At 35.3% G+C, this 19,649-nt stretch carries 22 protein-coding genes; 4 read left to right on the forward strand and 18 right to left on the reverse strand.

Features of this window, described 5'->3' with window-relative positions; genetic code table 11:
- Positions 1 to 267: 267 nt before the first annotated feature.
- From IGL98_RS13925 to IGL98_RS13945, 5 genes are all read right to left on the reverse strand, one after another.
- Positions 268 to 483, reverse strand: coding sequence for a hypothetical protein (locus tag IGL98_RS13925; protein WP_206841883.1), 216 nt, complete (start codon positions 481 to 483; stop codon positions 268 to 270).
- Positions 484 to 646: 163 nt separating this feature from the next.
- The gene (locus tag IGL98_RS13930) at positions 647 to 931 is read right to left on the reverse strand and encodes a putative quinol monooxygenase (RefSeq protein WP_206911650.1); all 285 of its coding nucleotides are present in this window, start codon (positions 929 to 931) and stop codon (positions 647 to 649) included.
- Between the two features lie 34 nt (positions 932 to 965).
- Positions 966 to 1,454: a MepB family protein gene (locus IGL98_RS13935; RefSeq protein ID WP_206911651.1), complete on the reverse strand. Its 489-nt coding sequence runs from the start codon at positions 1,452 to 1,454 to the stop codon at positions 966 to 968.
- A 214-nt stretch (positions 1,455 to 1,668) separates the two neighbouring features.
- Positions 1,669 to 2,025 (reverse strand): DUF7006 family protein, encoded by a 357-nt coding sequence (locus IGL98_RS13940; RefSeq protein ID WP_206841876.1) that lies wholly within the window; start codon positions 2,023 to 2,025, stop codon positions 1,669 to 1,671.
- A 161-nt stretch (positions 2,026 to 2,186) separates the two neighbouring features.
- Positions 2,187 to 3,017, reverse strand: coding sequence for a LysR family transcriptional regulator (locus IGL98_RS13945; protein WP_206841874.1), 831 nt, complete (start codon positions 3,015 to 3,017; stop codon positions 2,187 to 2,189).
- Between the two features lie 160 nt (positions 3,018 to 3,177).
- Between IGL98_RS13945 and IGL98_RS13950 the strand changes: the two genes are divergently transcribed.
- Positions 3,178 to 4,170, forward strand: coding sequence for a YeiH family protein (locus IGL98_RS13950; protein WP_206911677.1), 993 nt, complete (start codon positions 3,178 to 3,180; stop codon positions 4,168 to 4,170).
- A 55-nt stretch (positions 4,171 to 4,225) separates the two neighbouring features.
- Here the strand turns inward: IGL98_RS13950 and psiE are convergent, their stop codons facing one another.
- Complete coding sequence (gene psiE, locus IGL98_RS13955) at positions 4,226 to 4,678, reverse strand: phosphate-starvation-inducible protein PsiE (RefSeq protein WP_206841872.1); 453 nt, start codon at positions 4,676 to 4,678, stop codon at positions 4,226 to 4,228.
- 262 nt (positions 4,679 to 4,940) lie between these two features.
- On the opposite strand from psiE, the gene IGL98_RS13960 reads away from it, so the two are divergent.
- Both IGL98_RS13960 and IGL98_RS13965 read left to right on the forward strand, forming a co-directional pair.
- Positions 4,941 to 5,681: a TraX family protein gene (locus IGL98_RS13960; RefSeq protein WP_206841870.1), complete on the forward strand. Its 741-nt coding sequence runs from the start codon at positions 4,941 to 4,943 to the stop codon at positions 5,679 to 5,681.
- Positions 5,682 to 5,886: 205 nt separating this feature from the next.
- Complete coding sequence (locus IGL98_RS13965; protein ID WP_206841868.1) at positions 5,887 to 7,209, forward strand: PTS sugar transporter subunit IIC; 1,323 nt, start codon at positions 5,887 to 5,889, stop codon at positions 7,207 to 7,209.
- A 71-nt stretch (positions 7,210 to 7,280) separates the two neighbouring features.
- Here IGL98_RS13965 and IGL98_RS13970 read toward each other — a convergent pair whose 3' ends face one another.
- The 11 genes from IGL98_RS13970 to opp1B form a co-directional block, all read right to left on the reverse strand.
- Positions 7,281 to 7,949, reverse strand: coding sequence for a CPBP family intramembrane glutamic endopeptidase (locus IGL98_RS13970; RefSeq protein WP_206841865.1), 669 nt, complete (start codon positions 7,947 to 7,949; stop codon positions 7,281 to 7,283).
- Between the two features lie 301 nt (positions 7,950 to 8,250).
- Positions 8,251 to 8,610 carry a 50S ribosomal protein L20 gene (gene rplT / locus IGL98_RS13975; protein ID WP_206911652.1) on the reverse strand — a complete coding sequence of 120 codons (360 nt, stop codon included), beginning with the start codon at positions 8,608 to 8,610 and terminating at the stop codon, positions 8,251 to 8,253.
- 132 nt (positions 8,611 to 8,742) lie between these two features.
- A complete protein-coding gene (rpmI, locus tag IGL98_RS13980; RefSeq protein WP_010762697.1) occupies positions 8,743 to 8,943 on the reverse strand; it encodes a 50S ribosomal protein L35 in 201 nt (66 codons plus the stop codon).
- 111 nt (positions 8,944 to 9,054) lie between these two features.
- On the reverse strand, positions 9,055 to 9,576 hold the full coding sequence (gene infC / locus IGL98_RS13985) for a translation initiation factor IF-3 (protein ID WP_206841859.1): 522 nt from the start codon (positions 9,574 to 9,576) through the stop codon (positions 9,055 to 9,057).
- A gap of 312 nt (positions 9,577 to 9,888) precedes the next feature.
- Positions 9,889 to 10,689, reverse strand: coding sequence for a Cof-type HAD-IIB family hydrolase (locus IGL98_RS13990; RefSeq protein WP_206841856.1), 801 nt, complete (start codon positions 10,687 to 10,689; stop codon positions 9,889 to 9,891).
- 14 nt (positions 10,690 to 10,703) lie between these two features.
- Positions 10,704 to 11,489, reverse strand: coding sequence for a Cof-type HAD-IIB family hydrolase (locus IGL98_RS13995; RefSeq protein ID WP_206841854.1), 786 nt, complete (start codon positions 11,487 to 11,489; stop codon positions 10,704 to 10,706).
- Positions 11,490 to 11,758: 269 nt separating this feature from the next.
- Complete coding sequence (locus tag IGL98_RS14000) at positions 11,759 to 12,883, reverse strand: RNA-guided endonuclease TnpB family protein (protein WP_206841851.1); 1,125 nt, start codon at positions 12,881 to 12,883, stop codon at positions 11,759 to 11,761.
- A gap of 164 nt (positions 12,884 to 13,047) precedes the next feature.
- On the reverse strand, positions 13,048 to 14,007 hold the full coding sequence (locus tag IGL98_RS14005) for an ABC transporter ATP-binding protein (RefSeq protein WP_069646329.1): 960 nt from the start codon (positions 14,005 to 14,007) through the stop codon (positions 13,048 to 13,050).
- Positions 14,007 to 15,068, reverse strand: coding sequence for an oligopeptide ABC transporter ATP-binding protein Opp1D (gene opp1D, locus IGL98_RS14010; protein WP_206911653.1), 1,062 nt, complete (start codon positions 15,066 to 15,068; stop codon positions 14,007 to 14,009). Before opp1D ends, IGL98_RS14005 begins: the two co-directional genes overlap by 1 nt.
- Before the next feature lie 5 nt (positions 15,069 to 15,073).
- A complete protein-coding gene (gene opp3C / locus IGL98_RS14015) occupies positions 15,074 to 16,126 on the reverse strand; it encodes an oligopeptide ABC transporter permease (protein ID WP_206841845.1) in 1,053 nt (350 codons plus the stop codon).
- Positions 16,126 to 17,067, reverse strand: a complete 942-nt coding sequence (opp1B, locus tag IGL98_RS14020; RefSeq protein WP_069646331.1) for an oligopeptide ABC transporter permease Opp1B — start codon at positions 17,065 to 17,067, stop codon at positions 16,126 to 16,128. Before opp1B ends, opp3C begins: the two co-directional genes overlap by 1 nt.
- 81 nt (positions 17,068 to 17,148) lie before the next feature.
- On the opposite strand from opp1B, the gene IGL98_RS14025 reads away from it, so the two are divergent.
- Positions 17,149 to 17,496: a DUF3899 domain-containing protein gene (locus IGL98_RS14025; protein WP_069646332.1), complete on the forward strand. Its 348-nt coding sequence runs from the start codon at positions 17,149 to 17,151 to the stop codon at positions 17,494 to 17,496.
- Between the two features lie 78 nt (positions 17,497 to 17,574).
- Here IGL98_RS14025 and IGL98_RS14030 read toward each other — a convergent pair whose 3' ends face one another.
- Positions 17,575 to 19,251 (reverse strand): peptide ABC transporter substrate-binding protein, encoded by a 1,677-nt coding sequence (locus IGL98_RS14030; RefSeq protein ID WP_206841843.1) that lies wholly within the window; start codon positions 19,249 to 19,251, stop codon positions 17,575 to 17,577.
- Positions 19,252 to 19,649 lie beyond the last annotated feature (398 nt).

A 19,649-nucleotide genomic window follows, 5' to 3' on the forward strand; every position in this document is an offset into this window, starting at 1 on the left:
TTATTCATGTAACTTTTTTCCAACCCTTTATTGACCCTAAAAGGGTTTTCCTATAAAATGGAACTTAGATAGAAGCGAATAGGATAAAAAAAGCACTTCACAATTTAGCTACCAACTAAATCATGAAGCCCTGAACAGTCAGTGAACACCTGACCAATCAAGTTGCTTAAGCCAATAGTTATACATTGACATCTTCCATTTTACTCAATTTTGACAGAAATTTCTAGAGGTTTATACTAGTTTTTTCTGACTGGGATATGTTTATGCTTATTTATTGAGCTTACAATGGCGTTGGATATGTGTCCAACGCCATTTTTTTGTGTATTCGTTTCTATCTAGGAGAACCGTTTGTTTACTTTTTAAATCATAATTTATAACAGTCAACCAACCAATGACTGATACTAAACGCTGATCCCAACCAGCCTTTACCCATTCTCCTGGATGATTTAAAGAGTAAACAGCGATTCTTAAAATAATAGTCAATTACTACTCCCAAGTATTCTTTAAGAAAACACAGTGGTTAAAAATTAACACAACCTTTTTCAGTACTTCCTTTTATATGAATATCACTGTCTGTATTTTCTTTATTGATGACTATTATGGCTGGAAATAAGCATTGTTGCTTATTTCCAGTTTTTTCTTTTAACTATTCTGAACGACTAACTTTTATTACAGCTTCTTTTTCAAGATAAAACGACGCTTCATTCATGAAGTTTTTCAAATGCGGAGTTTCATTATGTTTTTCTACTGCAGAAGAATTTTGCCAGTTTTCTACAATAATAAATTGATTTGACTGATCAACTTTTTCAAAATGATCGTAAAATAAACACCCTTCATCTTGTTGAGATGCATTTACGAGTTCAACTACAAAAGCTAAATAATCCGTTCTTTTCTCTGGTTTGACTTGCAAAAATACATTGATTGTAATCAATAGCTTGCTCCTTTTTTTCTTATTTTTTAGATACTCAGTCAAAATATAGCTTTTTCAGCCGATCCAAATCTGGCTTTTTCGTTAAATCAATAAAGTATGAGCTTTGCCATTTTTGCGTAACCACGGCCGTTTTGTTTAATCCTGTTACCAAATTAGGATATACACGCATCGCCATTTTCCCTTGATTCTTTCCATTATTTAAAATCTTTTTCTCTGCTAAAATCTCTTTTGGAAATATGAATTGACCAAGCTTCTCTTGATCAATTATAGTGATTATCAATTTGTCTGGTGCTGAATCAAAGTCATAGGGTTTATTTTTATTCTCATCATCCTTTTCCCAAAATACGACAAAGTACCCGAGCTTTTTTGGTGTTACTTTTGCTTTTCTACTTCGAAATGTTTGCTTGCCTAAGACGAATGTTGTTCCTTCATACTCTTTATTTTGTTCTTCCACTTTGAAATCTTCTAAAGCATGATCACTGATTTCTTGAAAAATTCTTGATAGATAATCCATTGATTCCATAACAATACTTCCTCCACATTTTTTAAGATACCTTGATGAAGACTACTAAGATGACTACTTTATTGTATCATGCTGTACAACTGGAAAAAAGACTCACAGAAAAGGACAAAAAAACACAACTAAAAATGCTAATTAGTCGTGTTACTTTATAAAAAGACCTCAATAATTCTTTTATTTTTTTCAGCGAGATCCTATGTAAGAATAAATCTATCTATTAGATAATTCTTTGAGAAATAGACCACGTTTCGTATTCAGGCATATCGAAAATGTATTTTTCTCTATGTGTTTTCTTGTATTCTTTTTCAATTAAGCGAATCGTATCAATCGCTGTATCGTTTTCCAATGCGTATCCATTAAAAATATAAAAAATAACCAACGTACATTTCTCATCTATAGCCATCAATTTTGGTAACACCGAAGCTAATGTTGTACCATTAATTTTTTCAACTAGTTGATTTGCTTCTTTTGATAAAGCATCATAATAATCGATAAATTCCTGATCGATATCGATTGTTTGATCTACTTTTTCAATATATTCTTTTAATTGAATATTCCATAAAAATGCATCCAAATTATCTCCTCCTATCTTACAACCACTCCAAAAAGCTCACCTTTAGAATATACTTAGTGATTCATTTCATATTCCTTATTAAATATCTCTTATTTAAGATAGCATAAGCGACCTGCTTTTTTCCATTAAAACGTTCATTTTATTTGTATAAATGGAACATATTATTGTTTTGTTCTATTTTTTTGATAATATTGATTGATATACAGATCGATTTCACGTAATTGAATAGATTCAATATGTTGGTTTTTTATAAAATAAAAACTTCTCTGATACTCTTGACCTAAAGAATGCCATTTTATTTTTTCTGTCAATGCACGTTTAGATAGGATCGATTGACCGATTCCTTGCTCCAAACATCTGACGATCATCTCATTATTTTTAATGATCATTTTATTAGGGGTTAAATTATGTTCTAAAAAATAGCGTTCTGTATAATGGAAAACACCGGAATTTTCTTCTCGAACTAACCATAAATCCTCTGAAGAATCACCAGCATGAACTAATTCTTCTGATAAAATCTCTTGACGGATAATCGTATCTGTAATTAAAGGCTTCTCAATGAATCCGAAATGGGCTTGATGTTTTTCGATTTTATCTAATACTTGTTCCGAATTATCCATCGCTAAAACAAAGGACACTTCGGGAAATTTCAGGCTCAACTGCGCCATCAATTCTGGCAAATAATACACTGCAAATGTATTCGAAGAAACAATTTGACATGTTTCTCTGGGTGTTGTCTGTATTCGTAAAGCTTGTAAGGTATCTTCCCAGTCATCTGATAAATTAAGTAAATGACGATATAAAATATCGGCTTGTTTCGTCGTAAGAATTTCTTGTCGTCCGTTGCGAGCAAATAACTGAATATCCAGCTCTTCTTCTAACTGCTTGATTTGGTTAGAAACGGCTGGTTGGGAAATAAATAAGTAATCTGCCGCTTTAGAAAAATTTTTTGTTTCATAAACAATGCGAAATGTTTTCAGTAATTTAAACATAGAGACCCTTTCCATTCGTTTTCGTTATAGATATCATTCTAACTATTTATTTCTCAAATGCAAGTTATTTCGTTATACTAGATTTATAGATAAACAAAGAAAGAAGATGAATGATTTAGTGGAAAACAATAATTCAAAACACTCTTATTTAACACAGACCATGGTCATTTTACCCGGATTGATTACGGCTTTTATCGTAGCAGTTATTAGTAAAATCGCAGCTATTTGGCTACCGACCTTAGGTGCTGCAACGATTGCTATTTTATTAGGGATTTTGCTGGGCAACACTTTTTTGAAAAACCCAGTTTTAGAAAAAGGAACGAAAGTTGCAGAAGGCAAGCTATTAGAATTTTCGGTGGTCTTATTAGGTGCAACAGTTACCTTTCAAACCATCGCCCAAATTGGTATTCCTGGCGGTATCTTTGTTCTTTTACAAATGAGTTTGACGATCGTTGCCTCTTATATACTTGGTAAAAAGATGCAGTTTTCAGATAATATGTCTTTGCTGATGGCTGGTGGAAATGCGGTCTGCGGTTCATCTGCAGTGGCATCGATTGCCCCTGCCATCAATGCAAAAGAAGAAGAAAAAGGTCAGATCATCACATTGGTCAATTTACTAGGAACAATTCTAATGTTGCTGTTACCTATCATCGGCTCTCTTCTTTACGGCAGTAACATTCTAACCAAAAGTGCCTTGATTGGTGGGATTTTGCAGTCTGTGGGTCAAGTCGTAGCAAGTGCCAGTATGGTCAACGGAGACGTTGTAGAGCTTGCTATGCTATTTAAAATCATGCGTATCATGTTGCTTGTGGTCGTTGTTTACTTTTTTGGTAGATTTAAACACCAAAGATCTGTGGTCACTTCTGATGTAGAAGCAACACCTAAGAAAAAGAACTCTGCTTTACCTTGGTATGTGGTGGGATTTGTTTTATTTTGTGTGATCAATAGTCTAGTTCATTTACCAGTACAACTAAGTGAAACGGCTCATTTCTTTAGTGGGTGGTTTGAAATTACAGCATTGGCCGCGATTGGCTTACGCTTAGATTTTCAAAAGTTCTTCAAAGAAGGCAAACGCTTCTTGATTTATGGATTATCTGTTGGCGTCATTCAAGTTATTTTAGCTATCGCGCTGATTTCTTTATTGAGAATTTAATTTAAAATCAGAAAAAGGACACTCAAAAGTTCGTTGAGTGTCCTTTTTTCTAATTTTATTTATCTATTTTTTGGCCATCGTCTGCATGAGATTTAAACCCAACATAAGATTTATTCCCACTTAAATTAAGTACAAACAATACAATAACAAGTGATAAAATCGATACTGATAATAATAATGTTTGGACCGCATCACCATGCAACACCATTAACTGTCTTAAAATGGCCGTAATACAAATCAGAATCAAATATCTGATTGGAATATGATGACCTTCTTGAATATAGCGGATCACCATCATAATAAACTCAAATAACATGAAAAATGCCACAACTTCCTGCATCACGATCGATAAATTTTTAGGTGTCATTGGTTTGTTGATAAATGTACTGATATCAATCAATTGACGGATCATAAAAATCAAAATAAGTAAGGCAAGTACGCCTAAAACAATATCCAACGCCCAATTGACGTATTTTTTCATTATTCCAAATCTCTGTTCCTCTTTCATTTTTTTCTCCCTTCGTTTCAATGCAGCTGCATCAGTCTATCCAAAGACGTTTGCTACTATTCATTATAAGAATAATATAACATTTTTTTTAGATGATGTAAAAATCTAAACCTAGAAGAAAACCACACATGTCAATCACTTGCGCTCTTTTTTCACATAATCAACGTAAAAAGACTGAGTGAAAAATGCAACTAAAGTCTCAATCTTTTATAAATTACTTATGTTATTTTTGTATTATAAAGTTTTGGGGGGAAATTAATTTATGAACAAAAAATTAGATGCATTTCATTTGAAAGTTATTGCAATTGTTGCTATGTTACTCAACCATATAGGCAGCGGATTTAGCTTATTCGAGTATTCGGATCAGTTATTTTTCTTTACCGAATTTATTGGCAAATTAACGTTTCCTATAATGGCCTATTTATTAGTTGAAGGGTTTCATTATACGCGAAATGTTAAAAAATATGCTGCTCGACTCGCCTTTTTCTGGATCATTTCGATTTATCCATTCCATGCCTTGTTTTATCCAGGTTCTTCTTTTAGCCCGATAGAATTAGTCAATAATATTTTCTTTACTCTTTTAATGGGGCTTATCTTGATTACGCTGTATGATAAAACTAAAAATAAAGCTCTCCATATTTTCTTGGTTATTGCCTTTTCGCTTGCAACAATAATGTCTGACTGGAATTTAATTGGCGTATTGATCATTTTTGGATTTTATCGTATTCAAAATATTAAACTTAAGAAAATCATGCCGCCAGTCTATACTACTGCATTTTTATTTTCAATAATGTTGCTTGCTTACTTCATTTCACCTAGTTCCGTTCCATTGTATGAACTGCTATCAGCACTTGGTATTCTCGTCACTATTCCGTTGCTTTTAAATTACAATGGCAAAAGAGGCTACTCTCCAAATTGGGTCAAATGGGGCTTTTATCTCTTCTATCCACTGCATATGCTCGTACTTATATTAATACGAGGAATGTTGAAAATTTTATTTTAGAATCATCATTGCATTCAACTCATTGGAAACACAATAGATTGAATGGGATGATGTTTATTAGTAACTAGCAATCCAAAATAAATCAATCTTATTATCAAAATAAAATGACTCCACTGTATTGATTTTACTAAATCCATACTATAGAATAAGTTTATATATCTTTTTTCACCAAAAATGTAAGGGTTTACAAAAAAGGAGGAGTAACATGAATACTTTATTAAATAAGCTACAAGCAAAGTTAGGACCGATCGCTTACAAACTTGATTCAAACCGCTATCTTTCAGCAATCAAAAATGGGTTCTTTGTCGCGATGCCTTTATTGATTATTGGTTCAATGTTTTTATTAGTCACACAGCTACCAATTGAACCTTATACTAATTTTATGGCGTCCATTTTAGGTAAAAACTGGATGTCATTATTTTTACAAGTCAATGATATGACCATGAATGCGATGACTTTATTTGTGATCTTGGGGATTTCCAGTGAGATGGCAAAATATTATTCTGTCGATCGAGGTTCTACTCAGGCAATTGCACTTGTCGCATTTCTAGTCCTAACACCGATTACTTCATCTGATAACGGTTCATTTCTACCTTTAGGAAACTTTGGCGCATCAGGTCTATTTGTCGGTATGATCACGGCTATTCTAGCGGCTGAAATTTTCCGTTGGGTCGTGCAAAAAGGGTGGACGATCAAAATGCCAGACTCTGTTCCTTCCAACGTTGCGAAATCTTTTTCAGCATTGATTCCCGGATTCTTCGTGGTCATCGCATTTAACCTGATTCGGATTGGTTTTACCTTCACCTCTTATGAAACGGCTCAAAATTTTATTTTTGAGGTACTGCAAACGCCCCTCTTAGCTTTAGGTAGTTCACTTCCAGCAACTCTTATTATTTTGCTTTTTGAAGCATTATTGTGGTCATTTGGGATTCATGGAGCAAATATCGTCGGTGCTGTAATGCAGCCAATTTGGATCGCGCTAACGGTGGAAAATGCACAAGCTTTCGCTAGAGGAGAAACACTACCCAATATTGTGAACTATCAATTTTATAGTAACTTTGTCAAACTAGGTGGATCGAGCGCAACCATTGGTTTAGCTATCGCTTGTCTATTTTTCGCAAAATCTTCTCAGTTTAAAACTTTAGGCAAACTATCTTTTGCGCCAGCAATTTTCAATATCAATGAACCTTTAGTGTTTGGTATTCCGATCGTGTTAAATCCAATGATGCTGATTCCCTTTATTATTGCACCACTTCTAATGTGTCTTTTGGCTTATACAGCGATGGCAACCGGTATCGTTCCCTTAGCAAATGGGGTGAATTTACCTTGGACTATGCCGCCAGTTATTGCAGGTTTAATGGTCAGCGGCTGGCGAGGTGCTCTTTTGCAAATTGTGCAAATTTTACTGAGCTTTGGGTTGTATTATCCATTCTTCAAGATGGAAGATTTAAAAGCATATCGGATTGAAATGGAGGGTGAAGCAACTTACGATAAGGAGGTAGAAACAGAAATTACGGAGAATGCTTAATCAAATATATGTATAAAAAAAACGAAAAAATCAACTATGGATTTCTCGTTTTTTTCTTTATTCTTATCTCACTACATCATCCCAAAAGCAAGCACGATAGCTGCTAAAATATTATTTAAAAAGTGAATCGACATACTAACTTCTAAACGTTTCGTTTTATAATAAGCCATTGAAAAAATCAAGCCCATCAAACCATAAATCAAAAAACTAATTAAATTGGTAGGACCATGAATCAGCCCAAATGAAATCGAGCTAAGCGCAATGGCAACTATCGGAAATTTTTCTAACCAATAACCGATAATACCACCTCTAAACACAATTTCCTCCATAATGGGTGCTGAAATTCCAATCAACAAGATAATCAAGAAAGGATTTTCTCCTGTAAATATCGTTTGAATCACAGCATCATTTGCTGTACTTTCTGATCCTTGAGTATTTAATAAAAGGGTTCCTCCAATCGCAATCACTCTTGCTAAAATATAACCGCCTAGAATAATCCCCACATTTCGTTTAGTGAAAAAATCCCATTTTAAGTTTAAGAATCCTAGTTTTTTTCCTAGAAATATCAGCAACCAAATGTTCCCGATAACCAACAGGATCAATAAAATCGATACAAACAATGATAAATTTGTTTCTCCCATACCTTGAGAAATAATTTTTACAACCGAAAATGCAGTCGTACCAACCTGACTTACTAAAAATAAACCAACTAAAACAAAAAACTTTTTAACATACTCCATCCCATTACTCTCCTTTTTATAAAATAAAATGTATATATCCCTTTTATCTTATCAGACTAAAGTTATATAGTAAAATAGCCTTGAAAGTAACTGTTGAGGCTAAGATTTTTTAGCTAGCTGTTTGCCTTCATTATAAGCGTATCCTTTGATATCGGAAGCAAACTTTAGGGCATTCAGTTTTTTCCACTTCAAATGATAACCAAATAGCAAAAATAACAACCATTACTATAAGCCTCTTCATAATTTTTTTAAAACAAAAAAAATGTCCCTTTCATACGAAAAGGACATTTCCATTCAGTCATTATTTAGCTAAAGCGCCTTTAGCTTGGTCAGCTAATGCAGTAAATGCTGCTGCATCGTTAACAGCTAATTCAGCTAACATTTTGCGGTTGATATCAATCTCTGCCAATTTCAAACCGTGCATTAATTTAGAATAGCTCAAGCCATTCATACGAGCCGCTGCATTGATACGAGCGATCCATAATTTACGGAAATCACGTTTCTTTTGACGACGATCTCTGTATGCATAACTATAAGATTTCATTACTTGTTCTTTTGCTGTTTTAAATAAAGTATGTTTTGATCCGTAATAGCCTTTCGCTAAATTAAGGATCTTTTTACGACGTTTACGGCTTACTACGCCACCTTTAACACGTGCCATGGTTAATTCCTCCTAAATATCTGTTATCTCTATGAGTTATTTTAATTGCTAAGTTATTGCATGAATTATTTCATTCTCAAATTCAGCAAGCTTTGTTACTAAACGCTTCAGGAAATCATCCTAAAAGCTTTTTTACTTCATTCTTGCTAATTGTTGACGAATACGTTTGAAATCGCCTGATGAAACCATTCCTGCTTTACGCAATTGACGACGTTGTTTTTTTGTTTTACCGTGGAAACGGTGACTTGTAAACGCACGGAATCTTTTTAACCCGCCGTTACCAGTACGTTTGAAACGTTTTGCTGATCCGCGGTGTGTTTTTTGTTTTGGCATGACTAATTTTCCTCCTACATTTTCATTTCGCATACCGTTCAACTAAATTAGTTGAAAAAGTTGAACTAGCATCCTCAAAAATTTTCATTAACTAGTTATCAGCTTATTAGCTTAATTTTCATTCTTCGGTGCCAGCGTTAGGAACATGCTGCGTCCGTCCATTTTCGCTTTTTGTTCCACTGTAGCAATATCTGCAGTTTCTTCCGCTAAGCGATCAAGAACTTTCTGACCAATTTCTTTGTGGGTAATGGCACGGCCTTTGAAACGGATCGAAGCTTTCACTTTATCGCCTTTTTCTAAGAATTTACGTGCATTACGAAGTTTTGTATTGAAGTCATTTAAATCAATTGTTGGACTTAAACGTACTTCTTTTACGTTGATCACTTTTTGTTTCTTACGAGCTTCACGCTCTTTCTTTTGCGTTTCGAAACGGAATTTCCCGTAATCCATAATTCGCGCAACAGGCGGTTTCGCAGTAGGTGCTACTAGAACTAAATCTAGGTTGGCTGTTTCAGCAATTTGTAATGCTTCCACTTTTGTTTTTACACCTAATTGTTCGCCATCTTGTCCGATCAAACGTAACTCGTGTGCACGAATGCCGTCGTTCACCATCATATCCTTTGCTATGGTCATTCACCTCCAAGTTTATTAAGAGAAAATCAATGCTGAAACTCTTTTTCCAAAAGTCTGCTATCGTAAAAAATACAATAAAAAACAGGCTCTGTATACAGATCCCGCGATGATTCGGACTCATATCAAATGATATAAAGAATCCTATATCCAGCCCAGTGACACTGTCAGCTAAGGCGAGAAGCGGGTGCTTCTGCTTTCATTTCTCAACTTTAATAGTATACGATATTTACAAAAGCTTGTCAATGCTTTTTTCTAATTGAGACAGAAACCCATGATTTTAAAAAATCGGTTTTCTGTCTCAAACGTTATTCTTTAATTTCCAAGTAGTTCTTCTATTTTAAGAAGTACACCATTTTCATCATTGGATAAAATAATTTCTTTAGCCGCTACTTTTACCCTCGGTTGTCCGTTACTCATGACGTAGCTATATCCCGCATGTTTCAACATTTCTAGATCATTACCGCTGTCACCAAAAGCTGCCACTTCATGATTTTTTATTCCCCACAACTCTTGTAGCTTCATCAAGCCATGCGCTTTATGGATTCCTGGAATGATCAAATCAATATCACCATGCCCACTAGAAACCGGAATAACCTTATCTCCTAATGCTTCATGCAGCTGAACAAGTACTTCTGAAACTTGTTCAACAGGAAAACTCAAAGCAAACTTGAACAAAGTATCGTCTTTTACGTCAAACAAATTAGGAACTTTTTTTAATCGATGGTAATATTTCTGACCGTGTTCAATAAAAGAATCCGGCTCATCTTCCGTAACATAAGCGCTGTTTTTCCCACAAAGAATCGTATGTCCTTGTTTGAACTCGGCTAAAATAGTCAGTACCTCTTGAATGATTTCAGAATCGATTTCACCTGTGAATATTTCTTCACCTTCACTAACAACATACGCTCCGTTTTCTGCTACAAATGATAATTCTCCTTCAATTTCAGGAAAAAAAGATTTAAGTTGATAGTATTGATTCCCGCTGGCTATAACAAAACGATTTCCTTGTTGCTTCATTACCTGATATAACTGACTAAATTTTTCTCGGTCGTAATCTTGTTGACTGTTCAAAAACGTTCCATCCATGTCTACTGCAATCATTTTTACTGTCATTTTTCTACTTCCTTTCAGTCTAGTAACTCAAAATGTTTTAATCCAAAACGAATGCCATCCTCCAGATGAGACTTTGTAATATAATCAGCATGACTTTTTACATGCGCTGAAGCATTATCCATTGCAATTGCCGTATCTACTGCTTCAAACATTCCTAAATCATTATTTCCATCACCAAATGCATAGGTTGGTACATGAGCCAATCCTAATGTTTTAATTACTTCTTGGATTCCGGCTTTTTTTGACTGACCATTCAGCACAACTGCCAGTGAATATGGACTGTCTCTAAAAAAGGTAAATGTCTCAGCAAATTTTTCTCGATATACTAAATCTTTTCCTTCATCCTCTGAAAAAAGATAAATCATATAGATCTCATATTTCTTGTGGAAATCTGCCGAAATTTGCGGCAATGGTGCATGATCTAATTGATATAATTTTTCCATACTCTCAGTCGAATAACAAGCAGCATATTCGGCTTCAGTATAACATGCCAAGGAATGACCTAACGATTCAGAAAGCGCCATCAATTCTTGAATCTGTTTCAGGGGTATTGCATGTTTTGAGACAACTTCATTTTCAACGACATTAAACTGGCCATTTAAACTTACATATGAATCAATTGACGCGCCTTTGGTGATTTGTTTGATTTCCTCTGGAGAACGGCCACTTGCGATCAGCGGTAAGATATCATTTTTCTTTAATTGTGCAATCGCTTGATGATTTTCTATAGGTATTTTAGAATCAGCATCTAATAATGTCCCATCCAAATCAAAGAAAACAAGTGCTTTGTAGTTGTTCATGACTTCCCTCTTTTTCCTATCTTCACTTACTATTATTGTACTATACTTTTTAGTCCATAGAACAAAAAACTTTATTCTAGTTTGTGTAAACAATTTCTTGTTTAAACGAGTAGAATAAAGTTCGACTTTTTATTTTTCATCAACTAATAATTAGTGAACTATTTCTATTTAACTAGAAATTTCCTAGAAAAAGATAAATGATCGACTAAACGCTATATCTATCTTATATACCCTAGGCTATCCCTGTAGTCCCTACAGTTCTTCATTTTTTAATTGGCTTTTGTATCTCTCAATCCTTGTATCAAGACTTGAATACTAGCAGCAGTCTCAGGATCATGCTGCCCTTTTTTCTCATTGATATCTTGAGTGAATATTTGGCTCACCAAACTATTATCTGAATGTTCCGAACATTTCCCACATGCTGAAACCTTGATCAATCTTTTCTTATACCATGCTGCTTTATATTCAAGTTTTGATACAAATAGTGCCCAAGAAACATCTGAAACCCCTCGATGCAATTTGGAATTTCTGAAAAAGTCTGCTTGATGAATATCTTCTATACAAATCAAATCATATTTTCTAACAATTTCTGTGGTGATTTTATTCAGAAAATCGATTCGTTGATTCATTAACTTTTCCCGCATTTTTGCAACTTTCAGTTTTTGCTTCTGATAATTTTTTTGCTGTGACAATTCTGTGTTTTTTGATTTAGCAATTTCTTTTCGTCGTGTTAACTTTCTTTCCTCTCTAGTGATTCGCTGCTCAAATTCTTTTGTAAATTTATCATTATCGACACGTTTACCATTTGATAATACAGCAAATTCCGAAGCTCCTAATGTTATCCCGATTGCTGAATATGTCTTTTCAACTTTAGGAATCTCCTCTTCACAAAGAATCGAAACAAAATACTTATTACTCGGGGTCAAAGAAATTGTTGCTGACTTTATTTTCCCTATTACCGGACGATGCAATTTCATTTTAATCAACGATTTCAGTTTAGGTACTTTTAAATATTTTTCGTCAATAATTTTAATTGTCCCATTTTGATTATTCGTTGTGTAAGATGTGACAGCGTTTTTCTTTTGTTTTAACTTAGGAAAACCCACCGATTTTTCTCTATGAAATTTTTTGAAAGCACGGTCCAAGTAAACCTGCGCATTTGATAATGCTAAACTATCCACTTCCTTTAAACAAGGATGCTCTTTTTTATATTGAGCCGGTGTTGGCAACTTCACTTTTAAATCAGGATTATTTTTCAGTTCCTTATAAAGTTGAGTTCTTTCCTGTAATAAAAGATTATGCACAAGTCGAACACAAGAGAACGTTTTTTTTATGAATTCTTCTTGCAGTAAAGTAGGGTAAAGTCTGTATTTATACGCCTTTAATACCTTCATTAGAATACCACCCTACCAATAAAAAGCTGAATGAACCGCTTAGCTCACGAAGCTTTTCTAAAATGATTATATCACAAAGAAAAAAGATTCATTCATCTTAGGTTTAAAAATTCTAGCTAAGAAAAATAGTTCTTTTCTTAGCTAGTCTTTCTTTTGCAAAACGACTATTCGTGATTCGCTCTGGCTTTTTTCTCTTCAATTTTTTTACGATAAACATCAACTTCATCTTCAGAACAATAAACATAATGTTCTGGCGTGATTTCTCTTAGTTTACGTTCTTTGTTATCTTCTGGTTGTGGTTTATAAACAATACGTTTACGTGTACGTTCATAATCTGGATCAGGTAATGGAATAGCTGATAGTAAGCTTTCAGTATACGGATGCACACCAAAGTTATACACATCATCACTTGAACCCATTTCCAATAATCTACCACTATGCATAACACCGATACGGTCACTGATATGTTTTACCATTGATAAATCATGGGCAATAAACAAATAAGTCAAACCAGCATCTTTTTGTAAGTCCTGTAATAAATTGACAACTTGAGCTTGAATCGATACGTCCAAAGCTGAAATCGGCTCATCACAGATGATGAAGCGCGGATCAACAGCTAAAGCTCTCGCAATCCCGATACGTTGGCGTTGACCACCTGAAAATTCATGTGGATAACGTGTGCCGTGGCTCGGATCAAGTCCAACGACTTTTAATAATTCGTTAACTTTAGCTTCACGTTCAGCAGCATCTTTTGCCAAGTGATTAATGTCGATTCCTTCAGCAATGATATCGTTGACTTTCATTCTTGGATTTAGTGAAGCATAAGGATCTTGGAAGATCATTTGAACTTCACGACGGAATGCCTGCATTCCTGATTTTGAACGAATTTTACTGATGTCGTCACCGTTAAAAACGATTTCCCCAGCAGTCGGATCGTATAAGCGAATCACACTACGTCCGGTTGTTGATTTACCACTACCAGATTCTCCAACCAATCCGAACGTTTCACCTTCGTAGATATGGAAACTGATGTCGTCAACAGCTCTAACTTCGTCAGGGCGTCCCACGTTAAAATATTGTTTTAGTCCTTTAACATCTAAAAGTACTTTTCTTTTTTCACTCATTATTTAACGCCTCCTGCAGTTGTATTATGGCGCTCAGCATAAATCGCCCAACGTCTTACAATTTCAGCTGGAGGGGTGATTTTTGGTGCTTGTGGTGCTAATAACCACGTTGCAGCTTTATGAGTTGGTGATACTTCAAAATAAGGTGGTGCTTCTTCTGCATCGATCTTCATCGCAAACTCATTACGCGGATAGAAAGCATCTCCTTTTGGCGGGTCTAACAAATCAGGAGGTGAACCAGGAATCGCATATAGCTTGTCTTCGGTTCCTTCCATAGTCGGCATTGAGCCTAGTAAGCCCCACGTATATGGATGTTGCGGATTGTAGAAAATCTCTTCTGATGTTCCCACTTCCACTAAACGTCCGCCATACATAACTGCTACACGATCAGCCACGTTTGCTACCACCCCTAAATCATGGGTGATAAAAATGATTGATGTGCTGATTTTTTGTTGTAAGTCTTTTAATAGTTCTAAGATTTGTGCTTGGATCGTTACATCTAAGGCAGTTGTCGGCTCATCTGCAATTAGAACTTCCGGATAACAAATCAAAGCGATCGCGATAACGATTCGTTGACGTTGTCCACCTGAAAATTGGTGAGGATAGTTTTTCAAACGTTTTTCAGCGTTTGGAATTCCTACTAATTTCAATAGTTCTAAAGCTTGATCCAAACCTTCTTTTTTCGACACTTTATTGTGTTTGATCAACGATTCAGCTACTTGTTTGCCGATTGGCATTGTTGGGTCCAATGAAGTCATTGGATCTTGGAAAATCATTGCAATTTCTTTCCCACGAATGGTTTGCATTTGTTTTTCCGTCTTGTGTACGATATCTTCACCTTTAAACAGAATTTCTCCATTGTCGATGTTTGCATTGCTGCTCAATAATCGCATGATACTTCTAGTAGTTACTGATTTACCACTACCAGACTCTCCTACGATCGCTAGAGTTTCCCCTTTGAACAAATCAAAGCTAACGCCGCGAATAGCATTTACTTTTCCAGCAAACGTATCAAAAGAAATCTGTAAGTCTTTTACTTCTAATACTTTTTCCATAGTCATTCACTCTACTCTTTCATCTTAGGATCGAAGGCATCACGTAGTCCGTCAGCTAACAAGTTGAAACAAATCATTACGACTGACAAAGTTACGGCAGGAATCCACATCAAATATGGAAGGAAACGGAACGTTTTATATCCTTCATTTAATAATGTTCCAAGTGAAGCGGTCGGCGGTCTTAATCCTAAACCGATGAAACTTAGAAACGCTTCGAAGAAAATTGCCGACGGGATACTGAACATCATTTGAACGATGATCACACTTGAGATATTCGGCAAAATATGTTTTAAGGCAATCTTCAAACGAGATTCACCTAATGTTTGGGCAGCTAAAACGAACTCTTGATCTTTTAGTTTCAAAGTCTGAGCTCGAACGATTCTGGCCATTGAAATCCAGTTGGTAATCACCATTGCTAAAACGATTGATAAAATACCTGGATCAAAAACAGTCAGCATCAAGATCATCACAACAAGGTTAGGAATTCCTGAAAGAACTTCTAAAACACGTTGCATCACTGTATCGACACGTCCACCTAATAATCCTGAAATCAAACCGTACGTTACACCGATTGTAATATCAAGTAACGCTGCGATAAATGCGATCAATAATGAGATACGAGTTCCCATGAATAAACGGCTCAATACATCACGGCCTAACCCATCAGTTCCAAGGTAGAAATTCACATTATCAGGAACATTAGCTTGTGCGTACTTGTCTACCATTTTACCAGCAACATTAGCTGTACCGTTAAATCCATTGATACTATCTAGAAATGGAATACGCGGTGGTAAGTTGATATACGCAACATTTTGCTGGGTTGGGTCATGTGGTGAAACCCAAATTGTTATAATTGAAATAAAGATGATGATTCCTAAAAGGATCAAGGAAATCACAGCAGCTTTATTCTTTTTCAAACGACGCCAAGAATCTTGTAAAAAGCTTAGTGACGGCGTTGCAATTCGTTCACGTTCCTTTGTTGTTGATGTATCCAAAGGCTGGAATTCATTTGCTGGTATTTCTTTGATTTTTTCTGGGACATTGTTCAAGTCTACTATTTCCATTAACCTTTGGCACCTCCTGAAACACGAATTCTTGGATCAATCAATCCATAAAGTAAATCAACGATCAAGATTACGAATACTAGTAAAGCAGAATATAGAATCGTTACAGCCATAATTGTTGGATAGTCATTGGTCATGATTGATTTCACGAACTGCTCCCCAATACCTGGAATAGCAAAAATATTTTCAACAACTAAAGACCCTGTCATCAAACCAACAGCTAATGGACCGAGTAATGTGATCAAAGGAATCAAACTATTTCTAAGTCCATGTCTCACGGCAACTTGCCAGCGGCTCAAGCCTTTTGCACGAGCTAACTCTACATAATCACTATGTAAAACTTCGACCATCTCGGTTCGTATAAACCTGGCGGAATCGGCCATTGGACTCATTGCTAACGCAATCGTTGGTAAAATCGTATAAGCAAACCCATTCCACATTGCGATTGGCAACACTTTTAATTTCATGGCAAAGATATATTGCAGTAATACCGCAAAAACAAAGTTAGGAATCGAACGCCCTAAGATTGCCATTAAAGTTGCTAATGTATCTACCCATGTATTTTGGCGCATCGCTGCAATAATTCCTAGTAAAATCCCTACTAGCGTACCAAAGACGATTGCTTGCGCTCCTAATTGTACTGACGGTCCGATACGGCCTGCCAAAAGTTTTGCTACTGGTTGGTTTTTAAATTGGAATGAAATCCCAAAATCACCAACTAGAAGGTTTTTTAAGTAAATTCCATATTGAACGATTACTGGTTTGTCTAAACCTGATTGTTTGTTCAACATAGCAATTGTTTCTGGACTAAGTTTTTCTTGGTTGGTATAAGGAGTACCTGGTAATAATTGCATTAAGAAAAACGTAATCGTTGCGATCAACCACAATGTGATGATCATAAAGAAGACCCGTTTAAGAAAATATTTTCCAAAACTGTTCAAGAATGACACCTCCGAGATTATTTTGACTTCATCAGTTTTTTTCGATAAAGTAAGGATAGAAAATTAAGTAAGGATGAGCACATGAAAAATTTAAAATGGCCCTTGATTACCTCAGCGGTCTCAAGCATCGGTATTTTTACTTACCTAGTGATAAAACAGGCACTAACTATCCGTTCTGTATCTGATACCTTCTTCATCGTTTCATTGTTCTTTCTGATTATCGGTTTAGCCATGTGGATCATGTCCTCTGGATTTTTTGATAATTTCCAACGTTTTATGAAAATGCATTTTCGTTTTAGAAAGAAAAATGAACCAAAAGAATTTATCCCATTTTCAGAGATTGGCAAAGCACATCAGCTTTACTGGCTTGAAACTGGAGGTATTTTACTGATCGTCTCTATTGTTTCTTTATTATTTTACTTTTTATGAGCACAGATAGCAAGAGGACCGTTGCCTTTTTATTCAAAGAGGGCAAAGGTCCTTTTTGCTATTGGAAACTATTTCAGACTATTCTGAAATATAAGTCCATTTGTAATCGTATTGTGCACCTGCTGGATGGAAACCAACATCTTTAACTTTTTCAGCACGTAAGTGAGCTTCAGCTTTTTGATAAAGAGGAATCACACCCATGTCGCCCATGATTATTTTCTCTGCATCAACTAAGTTATCCCAACGTTTTTCAGGATCATTGGCATTTGTCGTTGAAGCGGCTTTCAATGCTTTATCGTATTCAGGGTTGCTGTAGTGTCCACGGTTATATGGGACACCCGTTTGGAATAAATCTAAGAAACTACTTGGATCTACGTAGTCAGCTCCCCAACCACCAATAACGGCTTTAAAGTCACCTTTGTTAGAACGGTCTAAACGAACAGCAAATGGTACTGGACTTACTGTTACTTTTGTTCCTTCTAAAGCATCTTGGATCGCACCTTGGATATATTCTACTGTTTTCTTAGATGAATCAGCATCAGAAGATAAGATGTCGATATCTAATGTTTTAATACCCAATTCTTTCTTCGCTTTTTCCCAATGTTCTTTTGCTTTCTCTTTATCGTAAGTAATTTTGTCTTCAGCTGCTTCTGTGAAGTCTTCTTTTCCATCTGGAGATTTAGACATATCTGCTGGCACTAATCCTTTAGGTTCCACTGAGCCATCACCTAGGATTTGTTCAACTAAAGATTTACGGTCGATTGAATAAGAAATAGCTTTTCTTAAGTTTTCATTTCTATATGGTGAATTTTCGTCGATTTGATTTAATTCCATATATTGAGTTGATGCTTCTTTTTGGATCACAAGTGCTGGGTCATTAGCCGCTTGTTGTGCTAATTCGCCTGTTAATGTGACATCATCAGCTTGTCCATCTTGGAATAAGTTATATGAAGTTGGTGCTTCTTTCACAACATTCGTTTTTACTTCATCCAATTTGACAGTATCTGCATCCCAATAATCTTTATTTTTCTTATATGACCATTCAGTATCAGTTCCTGCTCCATCAAAGCCGTCTAAGACAAATGGACCATTATATACTGCATTATCACTATTTGCTGCGTAATCTTTACCATATTTCTCCACGATATCTTTTCTTTGTGGGAAGAATGATGGGAAGGCTAATAGGTAATCAAAATAAGGCGTTGCTTTTTCTAAAGTGATTTCTAATTCATAATCACCTGTCGCTTTGATTCCAAGTTCAGATTTGTCTTTCTTACCTGCTGCGATATCTGCACCATTTTTAACAGATTCGTAAAGGTAGGCATATTCTGAAGCTGTCGCTGGATCAACTGTACGTTGCCATCCGTAGACATAGTCTTCTGCTTTTACGGGTTTTCCGTCTGACCATTTAGATTTTTCGTTTAATTTGATTTTATAAGTAATGCCATCATCACTGACTTCCGCTTTTTCAGCAGATCCAGCAGGTTCTGGTTTATTATCTAAATTCAAACGATAGATTCCTTCATATACATTGTTTAAAGCAGTAAAGCTGATAACGTCTGTCGCTACTGATAAATCAGCACTTGGCATTTCTTGTAAAACATTGACACGGAATACTTGCTCTCCGCTTGGTTTTCCATCAGCTGCTTTTGAGCTGCCTGAATCGTCTGTTTTTGCGCCACCATTACCACATGCTGCTAATGTTAAACTAAATAAAGTGATGAATCCAAAAGCAAATGACTTCTTTAACTTCATTCTTTTTTCCTCCCTAAAATTACCCTAAGTATTTTCTGAAAAATCAGAATTTAATAATTATTTACTGTACTGAGGTATAGTTTACAATTTTTAAATTAAAAAATCAAGAATAATCTTATTTTTTTTTAATACTCACATCATTAAATTGTATCTTCATTAGAAGTGATTTCTTAGAAACAGTATTAAAAGGTTGAACACGCTCGTTTAGCCATGATCAGTTTTTCTCTTTTTTCGAAAGGCTGACCCGTGAAGCCAAATTAGTAAAAAAAGCGATTGTCTTCTTATAAAAAAGTATGTTAGATTAGTATTGGAAGAAACATACTATAGTAGGAGCAAGCCATTTTTGTTCAATAGTACTGTTCAGCACCAATGGTTTTAAAAAATATTTTCATATTTCA

The organism is Enterococcus sp. DIV0840 (genome assembly GCF_050527835.1).
Taxonomy (GTDB): Bacteria; Bacillota; Bacilli; order Lactobacillales; family Enterococcaceae; genus Enterococcus_L; species Enterococcus_L ureasiticus.

Coding starts and splice junctions, on each gene's coding strand:
- IGL98_RS13935 (WP_206911651.1), bottom strand. CDS start 1,454: ATGGAATCAATGGATTATCTATCAAGAATTTTTCAAGAAATCAGTGAT.
- IGL98_RS13945 (WP_206841874.1), bottom strand. CDS start 3,017: ATGTTTAAATTACTGAAAACATTTCGCATTGTTTATGAAACAAAAAAT.
- IGL98_RS13950 (WP_206911677.1), top strand. CDS start 3,178: ATGGTCATTTTACCCGGATTGATTACGGCTTTTATCGTAGCAGTTATT.
- psiE (WP_206841872.1), bottom strand. CDS start 4,678: ATGAAAGAGGAACAGAGATTTGGAATAATGAAAAAATACGTCAATTGG.
- IGL98_RS13960 (WP_206841870.1), top strand. CDS start 4,941: ATGAACAAAAAATTAGATGCATTTCATTTGAAAGTTATTGCAATTGTT.
- IGL98_RS13965 (WP_206841868.1), top strand. CDS start 5,887: ATGAATACTTTATTAAATAAGCTACAAGCAAAGTTAGGACCGATCGCT.
- IGL98_RS13970 (WP_206841865.1), bottom strand. CDS start 7,949: ATGGAGTATGTTAAAAAGTTTTTTGTTTTAGTTGGTTTATTTTTAGTA.
- rplT (WP_206911652.1), bottom strand. CDS start 8,610: ATGGCACGTGTTAAAGGTGGCGTAGTAAGCCGTAAACGTCGTAAAAAG.
- rpmI (WP_010762697.1), bottom strand. CDS start 8,943: ATGCCAAAACAAAAAACACACCGCGGATCAGCAAAACGTTTCAAACGT.
- infC (WP_206841859.1), bottom strand. CDS start 9,576: ATGACCATAGCAAAGGATATGATGGTGAACGACGGCATTCGTGCACAC.
- IGL98_RS13990 (WP_206841856.1), bottom strand. CDS start 10,689: ATGACAGTAAAAATGATTGCAGTAGACATGGATGGAACGTTTTTGAAC.
- IGL98_RS13995 (WP_206841854.1), bottom strand. CDS start 11,489: ATGAACAACTACAAAGCACTTGTTTTCTTTGATTTGGATGGGACATTA.
- IGL98_RS14000 (WP_206841851.1), bottom strand. CDS start 12,883: ATGAAGGTATTAAAGGCGTATAAATACAGACTTTACCCTACTTTACTG.
- IGL98_RS14005 (WP_069646329.1), bottom strand. CDS start 14,007: ATGAGTGAAAAAAGAAAAGTACTTTTAGATGTTAAAGGACTAAAACAA.
- opp1D (WP_206911653.1), bottom strand. CDS start 15,068: ATGACTATGGAAAAAGTATTAGAAGTAAAAGACTTACAGATTTCTTTT.
- opp3C (WP_206841845.1), bottom strand. CDS start 16,126: ATGGAAATAGTAGACTTGAACAATGTCCCAGAAAAAATCAAAGAAATA.
- IGL98_RS14025 (WP_069646332.1), top strand. CDS start 17,149: ATGAAAAATTTAAAATGGCCCTTGATTACCTCAGCGGTCTCAAGCATC.
- IGL98_RS14030 (WP_206841843.1), bottom strand. CDS start 19,251: ATGAAGTTAAAGAAGTCATTTGCTTTTGGATTCATCACTTTATTTAGT.